This window comes from Kitasatospora sp. NPDC029367, assembly GCF_055569135.1.
The window spans coordinates 23,872-38,811 of sequence record NZ_JBVHYH010000051.1 but is presented as its reverse complement, the minus strand read 5'-3'; the positions used below and the strand labels follow the sequence as shown (position 1 = coordinate 38,811).

Below are 14,940 nucleotides of genomic sequence, written 5' to 3'. Positions count from 1 at the left end.
CGACCCCCGCCCCCCGAACACCCCGCTCAGGCACCGGTCTCCAACCCCTCCCACCCCACGAAGGAGTCAGCATGACCACCACCCCCCTCACTGTCGCCGTCCTCGGCCCCGGTGGCGTCGGCGGCCTGATCGCCGGGCTGCTCGCGCGCGACGGCCACCGCGTGATCTGCCTGGCCGGTGAGCGGACCGCAGCCGTCCTGGCCCGGGACGGACTGCACGTGCGCAGCACCCAGTTCGGCGAGTTCACCGCCCGGGTCGAGGCCGCGACCGAGCTCGGCGAGCCGGTCGACGCCGCCTTCGTGACCGTCAAGGAGACGGCCCTGACCGCCGCACTCGACCGGATGCCGCCGCAGTCGCTCGGCACCGGCATCGTGGTGCCGCTGCTCAACGGCCTGGACCACATGTCGCTGCTGCGCGGGCGCTACCCGGCCGGGCAGGTGGTGGCCGGCACGATCCGGGTCGAGGCCACCCGTACCGCGCCGGGCCGGATCGAGCACACCAGCCCGTTCGCGGCCGTGGAACTCTCCGGTCCGGTGCCGGAGTTCGCCGAGCGGCTGCGGCACACCGGGCTGGACGTCACGCTGCGCAAGGACGAGACCGCGATGCTCTGGAGCAAGCTCTCCTTCCTCGCCCCGTTCGCCCTGCTGACCACCCGGTACGCCGACGGCATCGGCGTGGTGCGTGCCGAGCACCGGGACGAACTGCTCGCCGTCCTGGACGAGATCGCCGCCGTCGCGAACGCGGTCGGCGCCCCGGCGGACGCGCGGGCGCTGCTCGCCGCCTTCGACCGGGTCCCCGCCGGGATGAGGTCCTCGATGCAGCGGGATGTCGAGGCGGGCCGGCCCACCGAGCTCGACGCCATCGGCGGCGCGGTGCTGCGGGCCGCCGAGGCCCACTCCGTCCCCACCCCGACCATCGCCCGGCTGGTGCGCGAGCTCTCCTAGCGGGTACGCAACGCCTCGAAACGCCTCGAACTCCCGTCGTCGAAGCGCCGTGTGGGCCGACGACGGGCGTGAGAGACCTCACGGTCGGCCCCGGTTGTGGGGCGCTCCGGCACAGGAGTAGAACTCGTCAGGTGACATCACCCGACCGCCGCACCGCTCCCGCGCGGAGCCACGTCAAGGAGTTCCTGCGCTCCCACGAGGCCGACCGGATCCCGCACCCGGGCGGCACCCTGCTGGACCACCTGACCCGGGTGGCGGCCCGGTTGGCCGACTGGGGCACCGATTCCGCCGTCCAGGTGGCCGGGCTCTGCCACGCCGCGTACGGGACCGACGGGTTCGACGGCGCCCTGCTCACCCTGGACGAACGGGCCACCCTGGTCGACCTCCTGGGCGACCGCGCCGAGGCGGTCGTCTACCTGTACGCCAGCTGCGACCGGTCCGCCGTCTACCCGCGCCTGGGCCGGGACGAAGCGCCGCTGTTCCACGACCGGTTCACCGGCGAGGACCACACCCCGCCGGAAGAGGACCTGCGGGCCTTCCTCGCCATCACGGCCGCCAACGAGCTCGACGTGTTCGTCCACAACGCCGAGCTGGCCGCCCGCTACGGGCCCGGCCTGTACGAACTCCTGTCCCGCAGCCGCACCTTGCTCCCGCCGACCGCGTGGCGGGACTGGCAGGACTGGCAGGACCGGTTCCACCGGCAGAACCGCCCGGATTGACGGTCCGTCAATCCCTCATCTACAGTCGCCCCTTCCCCGACCGTTCACCCGTCGCACCGGAACCGCCGCGCGAGCACCGGGCGTTCTAGAACGCGGGAGGGATACAGACATGACGAAGAAGCCGTACCGCCTGGCCGCCACCGCGCTCGTTCTGCTCGTGGCGGCCCCCTTGTTCACCGCGTGCAAGAACGCCGACCAGGCCCTCGACTGCGGAAAACGGGCGATCAGTCTCACCGGTGACGTCCAGGACCTCACCGACTCCGCGCTCAACGTCGGCCAGATCACCGACGAGAGCCGGCGCAAACACACCAGCGCGGCCCTCAAGAAGATCGTCGAGGACGTCAGGAAGATCCGCCAGGACGGCGACGGCAAGGTGGACGCGGCGGCCGACAAGCTGTCCAAGGCCGTGGACAAGGCCCAAACCGCCGTCTCCAAGGGCACGGAGCCCGACTTCGGGCCGATCGGCGACGCCGCCGGCGAGCTGACCAAGGCCTGCGCCGGAGCCTGACCCCCGCACAGCCCGCCACCCGGACCGGGGGCGCCGAACCACCGGGCGCTCCCGGCACCCGCACCGCCCGAGCACCCTGGGCCCCCGGAGCCCCCATCCCGGAGCCCCCCGGCCTGTCGCCACCGCCCCGAGGCCCGCAACCGGTAGGAATGGGCACCGGACCGAACCGCACCCCGGAGGCACCGGTGAACCATCCGATCCTCGACCAGATCCGCCACCTGCGCGCCGAGTTGGCCCCCGGCGACACCGCGCCCGCCCTGGTCACCGCACTCGCCGACGGCACCGCCCCGCTCTCCGCGGTGGCCGAACTCGCCGCCCAGCAACAGCGGATCATCACCTCGGACCGGCGCAGCCTGCTGCTCCTCGCCACCCGCTGCGCCGACCGGCCGCTCGGCGCCTGGTTCGTCACCCTCGCCGAGGGCGAGAGCGCCGCGCTGCGCACCCTGCCCGCCCTCGCCGCGACCTGCGGCCTGGACCGCCGGGCGGTCGCCGCCCGGGTGCCGCTGCCCGGCTGCCAGGCCTATCCGTCCTACCTCGCCTGGCTCGCCCTGAACGCCCCACCGCCGGCCGCGGCCACCGCCCTGGTGGCCAACTTCGCCGCCTGGGGCGGCTACTGCGCCACCATCGCCGCGGCGCTGCGCCGCCACCACGGCTTCTCCGACGAGGCCTGCGCCTTCTTCGACTTCTTCGCCCAGCCGGCACCCGAACTGGAGCAACAGGCCGCCGACGCCCTCGGACCGGACCCACTGGACGACCGCACGCTGACGGCCGCCCGGGAGTACGGCCTGCTGCTCCAGGCCTACGAGCACCTGTTCTGGGACACCCTCGGCGGGTGACTCACGCCTGCCAGTGCGGATTTCCGCTGACCACCCGGCAGTAGATCATCAGCCCGGTCCGCATCGTGGGCGCCCCGACCCAGGTCGTCGTTCCGGCAGAACTGCGCGGATACTGGAGGAGCGTGCCGCCAGGGAGGCGGCGGGGCCTGACCCGTCCTCATCTCCATGTGGACGTCTTCGCAGCACGACGCCCCGATGCAGCCCGCGAAGGGCATACATCGGGGCGGGCTTGATGAATCAGGCGTCTCGCAGTGTCCCCGCCTCCATCGCCCGGCGGAGCGACAGCGGCCGCATGTCCGTCCACACCTCCTTGATGTACGCCAGGCATTCCTGCTTGTTGCCGGACTTACCGGCGTCCCGCCAGCCCGCCGCGATTTCCTTGCCCGCCGGCCAGATGGAGTACTGCTCTTCGTGGTTGATGACGACCGTGTAGATCGTCGTGTCTTCATCCTCGGTGGACATTCCGAACTCCTTATGTCTGGTACTCGGTGCCGCTGGCGAGCATGCCCCCCTGTGATCGCCAGGCATGGCACAGGTCATTCGATCGGGTGGTTCCATCGCCGATGGTCGAGGGCCCACGAGCCGGAGCTCTAGCCAGCCGCCACTACCGCGAGCACGAAGGTGTCGCCCGTGGTGATGCCCGTGGTGTCCAGATCGATGTCGAGCTCAGCCTCCACCACGGCCGCGACCCTGCGGATGCGGTCCGCGTTGAGACCCATCGCGGCGAGACGGGCCTCAAGCTGGACCGCCTCCAGCGGGATCTTCAGTTCCCTGGCAAGGGCCGCCTTCACGGTCGTGACTGCCCTGTCGTAAGCGATGTCTCCCATGGCCGACAGCGTAGGGTTCCGGTCCTCTCGCCGACCGAAAGTCCCGAGGACATGACCTGATCGAGTGAGTCGACTCCGGTCGGCCCACGTCCCGAAGGAAGGCCGCCTGGGAGGTGACGTTCTGACAGTCACTACGAGCCTTTTCGCATGCTCGCGACTCACGCCTGCCAGTGCGGCTTTCCGCTGACCATCCGGCAGTAGATCATCCGCCCGTTCGCGTCGTGGGTGCTCCGGCCCAGGTCGTCGTTGCGGCAGAACTGCCCGGCCGCGTAGCAGTTGCCCGCATTGGAGCGGATCTCGCACTCGGTGCCGCCCGCCGCCTGGGTGTGCTGCGGCTGCGGGTCGTTCGGCGGCTGGGCGGTGGTCACCTTGGGCTGCGGCTTGGCGGACGGCGTCTGCGGGTGCGCGGCGGGCGGGGCGGACGGCGGCGGGGCGGACGCGACGGGCGGCGCCGAGGGGGTGACCACCGGCGGCGCCGGGACCGTCGGGCTCGCGGGCGCGGCCGGGGTCGGCGCGGCGGCGCTCGGCGTGGCCGCGACGCTCGGGGAGGAGGTCGGCGTGGTGTCCGCCGCCGACGGGTCGCAACCGGTCAGCGCCAGACCGACGGTGAGGACGAGTCCGGCGAATCCCGCCAGGCCGGCCGTCCTGCGACGCCCGGATATCGGTGAAGCCATGAAGAGGGAACGCTCCGTTCCGTGGGTCCGTACGGGTGAGGCGTGCGATTCAAGCAGAACCCGCACACGCCGTGAGCACGATTTCCCCACTCGTTGGCGGATCGAGATCTTCCGACCACCCGACGCGGCCACCCGACGCAACCACCCGACGCGACCGGCCACCGCCCCGCACCCCCGCAGGGGTATAGCACCGGAGCGCGGGGCGTTACGACATGTTCCGAACATGCCAATCAGCTCGCTACGGTTCCGGCAACCCCCACGCCGAACGAGGAGACCCCATGCTCCGGATCCGTGCGCTCGCCGTCGCCGCAGCCTTCGCGACCGTCGCGCTCACCGCAGCACCCGCCGTCAGCGCCCCCGCTGACGACCCGTCCATAGCCGCCGCCCTGGCCGCCGCCCCCACCCGCACCGCGGCCGTACCGACCCCCCTGCTGCACGCGATGCAGCGCGACCTCGGGCTCGCCCCGCAGGCCGCCGCCGACCGGATCGCCCGCGAGGGCCGCGCCACCGCCGTCCAGCGCGCCCTCACCCAGGCGCTCGGCGACCGCTGGGCCGGCGCCTGGATCGACGGACCGCAGGCCGAGCTGGTGGTCGCCACCACCGACGCCTCCGCCGCCCGGACCATCACCGCCCACGGCGGCCGGGCCACCGTCGTCCGGCATTCGCTGGCGTCCCTGGACCGGGCCAAGGACGCGCTCGACCGGGCCTCCCGGGCCGCCGCCCCGGACGCCACCCCGCTCTGGTACGTCGACGTCCGCTCCAACACCGTCGTGGTGCGGTCCGCCGACGACGCCCGCACCGGGGCCTTCCTGGACCGGGCCGGGGTGGACCGCTCCCTGGTCCGGGTCGAGCGGGCCACCGCCGCACCCCGGCCGCTCGCCGACCTGCACGGCGGGGACGCGTACTACATCGACGACGCCGCCCGCTGCTCGATCGGCTTCCCGGTCACCCAGAACGGCCAGCCCGGCTTCGTCAGCGCCGGCCACTGCGGCCAGCCCGGCTCCAACGCCACGGCCTCCGACGGCAGTTCGATCGGCACCTTCCAGGGCTCGACCTTCCCGGGCAACGACTACTCCTGGGTGGCGGCCGGATCCGACTGGACGGCCCAGCCGCAGGTGAACGACTACGCCGGCGGCGCGGTCACGGTGGGCGGCTCGTCCGAGCAGACGGTCGGTGGCTCGGTCTGCCGCTCCGGTTCCACCACCGGCTGGCACTGCGGCACCGTCCAGGAGCTGGGCGCCACCGTCAACTACCAGGAGGGCAGCGTCTACGGCCTCACCCGCACCGACGTCTGCGCCGAACCGGGCGACTCCGGCGGTTCGTTCATCTCCGGCGACCAGGCCCAAGGCGTGACCTCCGGCGGCTCCGGCGACTGCACCTCCGGGGGCGAGACCTACTTCCAGCCGGTCAACCCGATCCTCAGCACCTACGGCCTGACCCTGGCCACCGGCTGACCCGCCCGGGGCCGGCGGGTTCCACCGCACCCACCGGCCCCGGCCTCACAGCCGCCACCGCGCAACCCCCGCCTCACAGCGCCCACCTCACGGCCCCCGCCCTCACAGCTCCCGCCCTCACAGCTCCCGCCCTCACAGCTCCGCCGTCCGGCGCTCGAACACATCGGGACGCGCCGTCTCCAGCGCCGTGGCCACCGCGCCGAGGAGCACCGCCTCCTCCCCCAGCAGGCTCGGGGCGAGCGTCGGAGGCATCGGCGCGAAGCGGCGCAGGGCCCGCTCCAGCGGTTCCAGGAGCAGGTCCGCGCTGCTGCCGATTCCCCCACCGAGCACCAGCAGGTCCGGGTCCAGCACGGCGGACAGCACCGCCACCGCGTATGCGAGCCGGTCCGCCTCCCACTCCACCGCCCGCAGGGCCGCGTCCTCCCCGGCCCGGGCCCGCTCGAAGACCTGCTTGGCCGTCAGCCGGCTCCGGCCCTTCCCCGCCAACCCGAACTCCCGGGCAGCGCGCACCACCGCGTCCGCCGCCGCTTCCTGCTCCAGCGTGGCCACGGCCGGCTCGCCCGGGCCGGCGGGCAGCGGCGCCAGGCCGATCTCGCCGAGTGCGCCGTGCGCACCGAGCAGCAGTTCACCGTCCTTCACCACCCCCACGCCGAGGCCGGTGCCGACCAGCAGGTAGGCGAACATCCGGCTGCCGCGCCCGGCCCCCAGGGTGTACTCGCCGAGCGCGGCCAGGTTGGCGTCGTTGGCGACCGTCACGGCCGTGCCCAGGCCCTCGCCGATCCGGTCGAACAGCCCCGGCCGGCCCCAGCCGGGCAGGCTGGTGGCGTACCGCAGGCCGCGCCGCTCCTCGTCCCACACCCCGGGCGTGCCGATCACCGCGTGCACGAGGTCCCCGGCGGCCAGGCCCGCCTCGGCGGTCGCCTCCCGCGCGGCGGCGACCACGGCGTCCGCGACGGCGTCCGCGGTCCGCCCCCGGTTGGGCACGTCCCGCCGGGCGACCACCGTGCCGGCCAGGTCCGCCACGGCGACCCGGAGCCGGGCCCGGCCGACGTCCACGCCGAGCACGTGACCGGCCGTCGGGTCGACCTCGTAGAGCACCGCGGTGCGGCCCCGTTCCGGGGCCACCCACCCGGCCTCGCGGACCAGCCCGGCCTGCTCCAGGTCGGCCAGCGCGGCGGACACGGTGGGCTTGGACAGGCCGGTGTCCCGGGCCAGTTGGGCGCGCGAGGTGCCGCCGCCGGTGCGCAGCAGCTCCAGCAGCAGCCACTCGTTGTTGCTGCGCTGCCGCTGCCGGTTCCACGGCACCCCCGGAGCCCCTGCCGCCGGACGACTGGTCGGCTGGTGGGGGCTCATCGGTTCCTCCGGTCTGGGCTGCTGACGGGCTGTCCTGCACGGGCGGGGCTGCCCGCGGCCGACGCCGCCGACGGCCCCGGCGCCGCCGCCCAAGTATGACCGGTGATCACCCACGACCCACCGCCCGGACCCGCCGGGAGGCCCGCCCGGACGACCACCCGCGCCGCCCGAACGCCCGCTCGCGCCACCCGGACACAAGCCCGGCAACCAACCCCCGACGGTCAGGCGCCACCGGTCGTGACCCAGCCGCCGGTCATCGCCCCCACCGCCGACCCGTCCAGGTCGGCCAGCTTGACCCCGGCGAAGGCCCGGGCCGCCTCGGAGGTCTGCACCCGCAGCGGCGGCCGCTCGGCGGTGAGCACGTCGACGATCGGCGCGGCCGCCTCCTCGGGCGTCTGGGCACTGCCGAAGGCCTTCAAGGTCCGGTCGACGTAGGCCTCCAGGGCGGGGCCGTACGGGCCGGCGGCGGCCACCAGCGCGGGCACGTCGATGCCCTGGTTGCCGATGAACTCGCTGGCCACCGCGCCCGGTTCGACCACGCTGACGGCCACCCCGACAGCCGCGGCGACCGGTGCCAGCGACTCCATGAAGCCCTCGACGGCGAACTTGGCCGCGCAGTAGGCCTCGTTGAAGGGCTGTCCCACCACCCCGCCGACGCTGGTCACGGTGACCACCCGGCCGCCGCCGGCGCGCAGGTGCGGCAGCGCGGCCCTGGTCACCTCGACCACGCCGAAGTAGTTGACCTCCATCGCGGCGCGCACCGGTGCCATGCCGTCCTGCTCGACGGTGCCGACGAAGCCCGCGCCCGCGTTGTTGACCACGGCGTCCAGCCGCCCGTGCCGGTCCAGGACGACGTCCAGGCAGTGCGCGACGGAGGCCGGGTCGGTGACGTCCAGCCGCTCGATCTCGATCCGCTCGGCGACGCCCGCCTCCTCCGCCGCGCGCAGCAGGTTCCCGGCCCGGCCGGTGTCGCGCATGGTGGCGACCACCCGGAAGCCGGCCCGGGCGGCGGCCACGGCGGCGGCGAGGCCGATTCCGGAGGAGGTGCCGGTGATCAGGACGATCCGGGTGCCGTTCATCGGGGTGACTGCCATGCGGGCCCTCCTCGCGACCGCCGGGCGGTTCCGGGCGGTCGATTACTGTGTGCGTGTGCACGCACTCTACAAGTGTGTGTGCGCGCACGCAACCGGCCGCGCTGCGCTCCTTGCTCTTCGCTTCGCCCTTCGCGCCTCGCTCTTCGCTACGACACCGTCTCCGACCGGTCAAGGTTTCACCCAGTTGTAGGCGTGCCGCGCTCCGGCGCGTGATCATGGGGCTATGCACTTCCGGCACGGGCCCCGAGCAGAGGGCACCCCACCCCCGGACGCCCGCTCCCTGACGGCGACCGCGGCAGCCCTCGCCGCGCGCCTCGCCTCCATCACCGGCAGTGACCGCCTCGGACGCCCGGGCCGTGACATCGAGAACCCCGGCGGCCAGAATCCCGACAGCCAGAGCCCCGGCAGCCAGAACCCAGGCAAGGAGTACCCCACCGCCGAGCCCCCCGGCAGCGACCCGGACCTGCTCCGCGAACTGCTCGCCACCGCCCCGGTCGGCATCGCCCTGCTCGACGACCAGCTGCGCTGGCACTACCTCAACCCGGCGTTCACCACCGTCACCGGCCTGCGCCGCGCCGACCTGCTCGGCCGCGCCACCGCGGCCACCCCCTTCGCCGGCGCCGTCGCCACCCTGCGCCGCGTCCTCGCCGACGGCCGCGACCGCGAGCACGTCAGCGGCGGTCCCGACGGCCCGGACGCCCCCGTCCCACCCGGGCTACGGGTGCGCTACCGGCCGCTGCGGAACGGCGGGCGGACCACCGGCGTGATCGTCGCGGTCCTGGACGACCCCGACCCGGCCCGCGAACAGCTGCGCGAACTCGAACACGCCCGCGCCCGGCTCGCCCTGCTGGACGCCGCCGCCGAGCGGATCGGCACCACCCTCGACATCGGCACCACCTGCGTGGAACTCGCCGCCTTCACCGTGCCCGCCCTCGCCGACCTCGCCGTCGTCGACGTGCTGCCACCCGAGGCCGAGCCCGCCCGCCCGGGCCGGGCCGGCGCCCAGCGGCTGCACCGCGCCGCGGTCCGGGCCGTACCCGGACTCGACGCCGCCCTCGCCGAACTGGCCCGCCCCGGCGAGTCCGTGCGCCACCGCGAGGGCTCGGCCGCGGCCCGCGGCCTGGCCGGCGGCGTCGCCGTGCTCACCGAACCCGGCCCCGCCGACGCCTGCCCGGCGGGCACCGCCTCACTGCTGGTCCTGCCGCTCGCCGCCCGCGGCCGCCTGGTCGGGGTGCTCACCCTCGGCCGCACCGCCGCCACCCCGGCCTTCACCCCGGACGAGGCCGCCCTGCTCGGCGACCTCGCCGCCCGCGCCGCCACCGGCATCGACAACGCCCGCAGCTACACCCGCTCCCAGGGCATCGCCCTGGAACTCCAGCGGGCCCTGCTGAGCGAGCCCGGCAACCCGCACCAGAACCTCGCACTGGCCTCCCGCTACCTGCCCTCCGGCAGCAGCTCGGTGGTCGGCGGCGACTGGTACGAGACGGTCCGACTGCCCTTCGGCCGCACCCTGCTGGCCATGGGCGACGTGATGGGGCACGGCGTCGAGGCGGCCGTCGACATGAGCCACTACCGCTCGGCGCTGCGCGACATCGCCACCATGGACCTGCCCCCGCACCGGATCCTGCGCCAGCTCGACACCGTGATCTCCGCCGACGACACCGCCCGCCCGGCGACCTGCCTGCTGGCCCTCGCCGACCCCGGCCGCGCCCGCTGGACCTTCTCCAGCGCCGGCCACCTGCCGCCCGCCCTGATCACCCCGGACCACCCCACCGAGCTGCTGCCGGTCCCCACCGGACCGCCGCTCGGCACCGGTTTCGGCGGCTACGAGCAGTCCACCCACCCGCTCGACCCCCGGCAGACCCTGCTGCTCTACACCGACGGCCTGGTGGAGCGTCGGCACGAGGACATCGACACCTCGCTGGAGCGCCTCGCCGCCCTCAGGCTCCCCGCCACCGGCGACCTCGACGAGCTCCTCGACGCCGTCCTGCACTCCCTCGCCCCGCCCCCGGCGCCCGCCGCGGAGGACGACATCGCCCTGCTCGCCGCCCGGCCCAGGGCCCGCTGACGGCCCGCCCGCCCACCTCTCGAGCTGGCCTACTCCTCGAACCAGACCACCAGCCGGACGTGCTGCTCCCCGTGCACCTCGGCGAGGGTGCGCAGCACCGTCCACACCGGCCGCCACGGCCCGTCGGCGGGAACGGCGTCGCGCCGCCGGTCGCGCTCGGCCCGGAAGACCAGCGGGCCGGTGTCCCACTCGGTGCCCTCGGCCCAGTGCTCGCCGAGCCGCCCGAAGTCGAAGGTCCGGCTGTCGATCCCGGCGGCCCGGGCGAAGGTCCGGCTCCAGTCCTCCCGCCGGACCGGATCCAGCGAGCCGTCGGGCCGCCGCCGGTACCGGGCGATCCTGGTCGCCCGGGGCAGCGCCGGCTCGTCCCAGTCCACCGCGAGCACCTCGTCCCAGCCCAGCCAGGTGGCGCCGAAGGCCGCCGGCCCCCAGGAGGCGTGCCCGGCCCGGGTGGTGGCCGAGGCGTCCTCGGGCAGGCCGCGGGCGCCGACCACCGGCCGCCAGTGGCCGTGCGGGTCCCGCACCCCGAAGAGGCAGGCGAAGGCGGCGTAGTCCCTGGTCGGGCCGAGCAGGGAGAGGTCGACGGCCGCCTGCCAGGCCCGCTCCCCGGGGTTGAGGGCCGGGGCCCAGGTGCGACACTCCACGAAGCCCCGGATGTCCGTTCCCATGGGCCGGATCATGCCCGGTCGGCCACGGTCCCCGCACCCGGATTACCGCCCCGCCCGGATTACCCGCCCCACCGGGATTACCGCCCCACCGGGTCGGGCCTCACCCGGCCTTCGCCAGGGCCTGCTCGACGTCCGCCCACAGGTCCTCCGGGTGCTCGATGCCCACCGAGACCCGCACCGTGCCCGGGCCGATGCCCGCCGCCGCCAACTCCTCGTCCGACAGCTGCCGGTGCGAGGTGCTGGCGGGGTGGACCACCAGGGTGTGGACGCCGCCCAGCGAGGGTGCCAGCGCGGCCAGCCGGACGGACTCGGTGAAGGCCCGGGCCGCCTCGCGGCCGCCCGCCAGGTCGAAGGCCAGCACGCCGCCGTGGCCGTCGGGCAGCAGGCGGCGGGCGAGTTCGTGGTCGGGGTGGTCGGGCAGGCCCGGGTAGTGGACGGCGTCGACGGCCGGGTGGGCGGCCAGCCGGGTGGCCAGGTCGAGCGCGGTGTCGCAGTGACGGCGGACCCGCAGCGCCAGGGTCTGCAGGCCGCGCAGGGTCAGCCAGGCGGCGAAGGGGTCGGCGCTGGCGCCGAGTTCGGTCCCGTGGTGCCAGACCTTCCGGTGCAGTTCGGGGTCGGCGAAGACCGCGATCCCGGCCAGCACGTCCGAGTGCCCGCCCAGGTACTTGGTGGCCGAGTGCACCACCACGTCCGCGCCGTGCTCGATCGGGCGGCACAGCAGCGGGGTGGCGAAGGTGTTGTCGACCACGCTGAGCACCCCGGCCCGCTTGGCGACGGCGATCAGCCCGGGCAGGTCGGTGACCCGGGTGGTGGGGTTGGAGACGGTCTCCAGGTGCAGCAGCCGGGTGGTGGGCCGCAGCGCCGCCGCCACCTCGTCCGGGTCGGAGCCGGAGACGTGGGTGACCTCGACGCCCCACCGCTGCGCGAGGTCGGCCAGCAGCGCGAACGTCCCTCCGTACAGGCTCCGTTGGGCGATCAGGTGGTCGCCGGAGCGGAGCAGGGCGAGCAGCACGGTGCTGATCGCGCCCATTCCGGAGGCGGTGGCCAGCGCCCCGGTGCCGCCCTCCAGGTCGGCGACGGCGTCCTCCAGCGAGCGGACGGTGGGGTTGCCGTAGCGGTTGTAGACGAACGCGCCGTCGGGGCCGGCGAAGGAGGCGGTGAGCGCCTCGCTGGTCTCGAAGGCGTACAGGTGGCCCTGGTGCAGCGGGATGCCCATCGGCCGGGCGCCGCCGAGTCCGGCCAGCGGCGGGTGGACGATCCGGCTCTCGGGGCGCAGCGCGTCGGCGGCGGGGTTCCGGGAAAAGTCGCTCATGCCGCCCATCCTGGGGCGCGGCGGCCGGGCGGGACAGGGCCAATCACAGCCGGGTGGCCCGCCTCGGCGCCGTCTCGGCACCCGGGCGGGCCGCCCCGGAACCGACTCAGCGACGGCGGAAGAGCTTCCGCACCAGGTGAACGATGCCCCAGATCACCAGGATGATGAACAGGATGATCAGAATGACCACGACCAGCAGGAACTTGCCGAGCTTGGCGAAGAAGCCGGACTTCTTCTTCTCCTTGGCCGCGATGTGCGCGACCTGCGTGACGTGCGCGACCTGTCCGACCTGCGCGACCTGCCGGTCCTGCGCGCCCTGGGCGGCGGCGGTCCCGGCCGCCGCTCCGCCGGCAACGGCCGTGCCGCTCACGGCGGTCCGGGGTGCGGCCACCGCCGTCGCGCTCGATGCCGCGGCGCCGAGGCCGACGGCGGCCAGCAGTGCCACCAGGGCGCCGGCTATCGAACGTGCGATCCGGTGAGTCATCGTGCTCCTCGTACGGGTACGGAGCGACGGAGATGAGACCCGGTCGACCTTCTCTCATGGTCTGACCAGTATTTTTCTCATCTGCGCCTAGTATGCTCCTCTGGAAGTTCTACAGCGGTGTAAAAGTTTAGCGGCGGGACGACCGGATCCGACTCCGACCCAGGACCACGCAAGCCACCGCTCCGTCGGGGTTCCGTGGCAACTGTGGAGGATGACGCCGTGTCGGGTCGCAGGGGTTCCACCGAGAGCGAGAATTCGTCGCACCGGGCCGGTGGACGCAGAGCGGCGAACCGCAAACCCGGTACGGGCGCGGACGGTTCGAGCAGGGACGGCTCCCCCGAGGACCGTTCCCCCAAGGACCGTTCGGCCAAGGACGGCCCGGGCAAGGGGATACCCGACGCCCGCCCCGCCGGCCGGGCCAGGCCGAAGCCCAAGCGCAGCACCAAGCAGAAGGTGCTCTGGGTGACGGCCGGCTGCACCGCCCTCCTGGTCCTCGCCGGCGGCGCCGTCTACTACCGCCTGAACAGCAACATCACCACCTTCGACCGCGACGCCCTCAGCAAGGACCGCCCCGAGGCGGCCGCCCCGGACGCCCAGGGCCGCACCCCGGTCAACGTGCTGATGATCGGCTCGGACAGCCGCGGCAACGGCAACAGCGACCTGGGCGGCGGCGGGGACGAAGGCGCCCGCTCGGACACCGCGATCCTGCTGCACATCTACGCCGACCACAAGCACGCCGTCGGCATCTCGATCCCCCGCGACTCCCTGGTCGACCTCCCGCCGTGCAAGCTGCCCAACGGCAAGTGGACCAAGGAACAGACCAATGTGATGTTCAACAGCGCGTTCTCGGTCGGCAACACCGACCAGGGCAACCCGGCCTGCACCCAGAACGCCGTCGAGAAGCTCACCAACCTGCGCGTCGACCACACCATCGTGGTGGACTTCGGTGGCTTCGCCGCGATGACCAAGGCGGTCGGCGGCGTCGAGGTCTGCCTGCCGAACAACGTCTACGAGGGGGATCTCAACCCCAACCTCGGCCGCAAGGGCAAGCTGATCTTCGCCAAGGGCAAGCAGAAGGTCGAGGGCCAGTCCGCGCTGGACTTCGTCCGGGTCCGGCACGGCATCGGCGACGGCTCCGACATCGGCCGCACCAAGCGCCAGCAGGCCTTCCTCTCCTCCCTCATCAAGGAGGTCAAGTCCCGCGGCATGGACCCGACCACCCTGCTGCCGCTCGCCGACGCGGCGACCAAGTCGCTGACCGTCGACCCCGACCTCGGCTCGGCCGCCAAGCTGATGTCCTTCGCCATGTCGATCAAGGACGTCGACCTGCACGACGTCAAGTTCCTCACCGCGCCGTGGCGTTACGAAGGCCCCCGGGTCGCCCTTGTCCACCCCGACGTGGACCAGCTCTGGGCCGCGCTCAAGGCCGACCACACCATCGACGGCCAGGACGCCAGCGCCCAGAGCCCGGCCGCCAGCGGCTCCGCCGCCCCCAGCACCCCGCCCGGCGCCGAGGCCACGCCCTCCCCGACGGCGGCCGCCAAGAACGCGGACATCAAGGTCGCCGTCCTCAACGGCACGGGCGAGAGCGGCGTCGGCAGCAAGGGCGCCGAGACCGTCAAGGCCGCCGGCTACACCGTCACCGCCGTCGGCAACGCGGCCGGCAAGGCCCGCAGCACCACCGTGGTCGAGTACGGCGCGGGCGAGCGCAGCAACGCCGAGGCCGTCGCCAAGCTCTTCCCCGGGGCGAGCGTCCAGGCCGGCGGCAAGGGCCTGAGCGTGGTGCTCGGCCGCGACTTCGCCGCCGCCAACCCGGCCCCCGCCACCGGTTCGACCCCCGGCGCGCCCGCCGCCCCGGCCCCGCTGCCGAGCAGCGTCAGCGGAACCGCCCGCTCGGCCGACGACGACCCGTGCGCCAACGTGTCGTACGGCTGAGCCGCCGCCTCAGGGGCCGTCCCGCAGCCGACGGCCCCCCGGGCGAACCGACGGGGCGCCTGCGGAC

Annotated in this window: 15 protein-coding genes; 7 read left to right on the top strand and 8 right to left on the bottom strand. The window is 74.2% G+C overall.

Going from position 1 to position 14,940, the window contains the following annotated elements; translation table 11 throughout:
• Nucleotides 1-71: 71 nt before the first annotated feature.
• The 4 genes from ACZ4W5_RS25250 (at nucleotide 72) to ACZ4W5_RS25235 (ending at nucleotide 3,007) form a co-directional block, all read left to right on the top strand.
• Complete coding sequence (locus ACZ4W5_RS25250; protein WP_465657064.1) at nucleotides 72-944, top strand: ketopantoate reductase family protein; 873 nt, start codon at nucleotides 72-74, stop codon at nucleotides 942-944.
• 131 nt (nucleotides 945-1,075) lie between these two features.
• On the top strand, nucleotides 1,076-1,663 hold the full coding sequence (locus tag ACZ4W5_RS25245; protein ID WP_465657062.1) for a DUF6817 domain-containing protein: 588 nt from the start codon (nucleotides 1,076-1,078) through the stop codon (nucleotides 1,661-1,663).
• A gap of 109 nt (nucleotides 1,664-1,772) precedes the next feature.
• Nucleotides 1,773-2,171, top strand: a complete 399-nt coding sequence (locus ACZ4W5_RS25240; RefSeq protein ID WP_465657060.1) for a hypothetical protein — start codon at nucleotides 1,773-1,775, stop codon at nucleotides 2,169-2,171.
• A gap of 185 nt (nucleotides 2,172-2,356) precedes the next feature.
• A complete protein-coding gene (locus ACZ4W5_RS25235) occupies nucleotides 2,357-3,007 on the top strand; it encodes a thiaminase II/PqqC family protein (protein ID WP_465657058.1) in 651 nt (216 codons plus the stop codon).
• A 237-nt stretch (nucleotides 3,008-3,244) separates the two neighbouring features.
• Here ACZ4W5_RS25235 and ACZ4W5_RS25230 read toward each other — a convergent pair whose 3' ends face one another.
• From ACZ4W5_RS25230 to ACZ4W5_RS25220, 3 genes are all read right to left on the bottom strand, one after another.
• Entirely contained in the window at nucleotides 3,245-3,469 is a 225-nt protein-coding gene (locus ACZ4W5_RS25230) for an MbtH family protein (protein ID WP_465657056.1), read from the bottom strand.
• A 128-nt stretch (nucleotides 3,470-3,597) separates the two neighbouring features.
• The gene (locus tag ACZ4W5_RS25225; RefSeq protein ID WP_360229109.1) at nucleotides 3,598-3,834 is read right to left on the bottom strand and encodes a hypothetical protein; all 237 of its coding nucleotides are present in this window, start codon (nucleotides 3,832-3,834) and stop codon (nucleotides 3,598-3,600) included.
• Nucleotides 3,835-3,992: 158 nt separating this feature from the next.
• Entirely contained in the window at nucleotides 3,993-4,508 is a 516-nt protein-coding gene (locus ACZ4W5_RS25220; RefSeq protein ID WP_465657054.1) for a hypothetical protein, read from the bottom strand.
• A gap of 278 nt (nucleotides 4,509-4,786) precedes the next feature.
• Between ACZ4W5_RS25220 and ACZ4W5_RS25215 the strand changes: the two genes are divergently transcribed.
• Nucleotides 4,787-5,962 carry a S1 family peptidase gene (locus ACZ4W5_RS25215; protein ID WP_465657052.1) on the top strand — a complete coding sequence of 392 codons (1,176 nt, stop codon included), beginning with the start codon at nucleotides 4,787-4,789 and terminating at the stop codon, nucleotides 5,960-5,962.
• Between the two features lie 132 nt (nucleotides 5,963-6,094).
• On the opposite strand, the gene ACZ4W5_RS25210 is transcribed toward ACZ4W5_RS25215, so the two are convergent.
• Together ACZ4W5_RS25210 and ACZ4W5_RS25205 are read right to left on the bottom strand one after the other, a co-directional pair.
• Nucleotides 6,095-7,315, bottom strand: coding sequence for an ROK family transcriptional regulator (locus ACZ4W5_RS25210; protein WP_360229101.1), 1,221 nt, complete (start codon nucleotides 7,313-7,315; stop codon nucleotides 6,095-6,097).
• A 221-nt stretch (nucleotides 7,316-7,536) separates the two neighbouring features.
• Complete coding sequence (locus tag ACZ4W5_RS25205) at nucleotides 7,537-8,409, bottom strand: SDR family NAD(P)-dependent oxidoreductase (RefSeq protein WP_465657050.1); 873 nt, start codon at nucleotides 8,407-8,409, stop codon at nucleotides 7,537-7,539.
• A gap of 223 nt (nucleotides 8,410-8,632) precedes the next feature.
• Between ACZ4W5_RS25205 and ACZ4W5_RS25200 the strand changes: the two genes are divergently transcribed.
• A complete protein-coding gene (locus tag ACZ4W5_RS25200) occupies nucleotides 8,633-10,477 on the top strand; it encodes a SpoIIE family protein phosphatase (protein WP_465657049.1) in 1,845 nt (614 codons plus the stop codon).
• A gap of 29 nt (nucleotides 10,478-10,506) precedes the next feature.
• On the opposite strand, the gene ACZ4W5_RS25195 is transcribed toward ACZ4W5_RS25200, so the two are convergent.
• From ACZ4W5_RS25195 to ACZ4W5_RS25185, 3 genes are all read right to left on the bottom strand, one after another.
• Nucleotides 10,507-11,142 (bottom strand): hypothetical protein, encoded by a 636-nt coding sequence (locus tag ACZ4W5_RS25195; RefSeq protein ID WP_465657048.1) that lies wholly within the window; start codon nucleotides 11,140-11,142, stop codon nucleotides 10,507-10,509.
• Nucleotides 11,143-11,242: 100 nt separating this feature from the next.
• Complete coding sequence (locus tag ACZ4W5_RS25190; RefSeq protein WP_465657046.1) at nucleotides 11,243-12,454, bottom strand: trans-sulfuration enzyme family protein; 1,212 nt, start codon at nucleotides 12,452-12,454, stop codon at nucleotides 11,243-11,245.
• Between the two features lie 106 nt (nucleotides 12,455-12,560).
• Nucleotides 12,561-12,938 carry a hypothetical protein gene (locus tag ACZ4W5_RS25185; protein WP_465657044.1) on the bottom strand — a complete coding sequence of 126 codons (378 nt, stop codon included), beginning with the start codon at nucleotides 12,936-12,938 and terminating at the stop codon, nucleotides 12,561-12,563.
• 219 nt (nucleotides 12,939-13,157) lie between these two features.
• On the opposite strand from ACZ4W5_RS25185, the gene ACZ4W5_RS25180 reads away from it, so the two are divergent.
• Nucleotides 13,158-14,873 carry an LCP family protein gene (locus ACZ4W5_RS25180; protein ID WP_465657043.1) on the top strand — a complete coding sequence of 572 codons (1,716 nt, stop codon included), beginning with the start codon at nucleotides 13,158-13,160 and terminating at the stop codon, nucleotides 14,871-14,873.
• Nucleotides 14,874-14,940 lie beyond the last annotated feature (67 nt).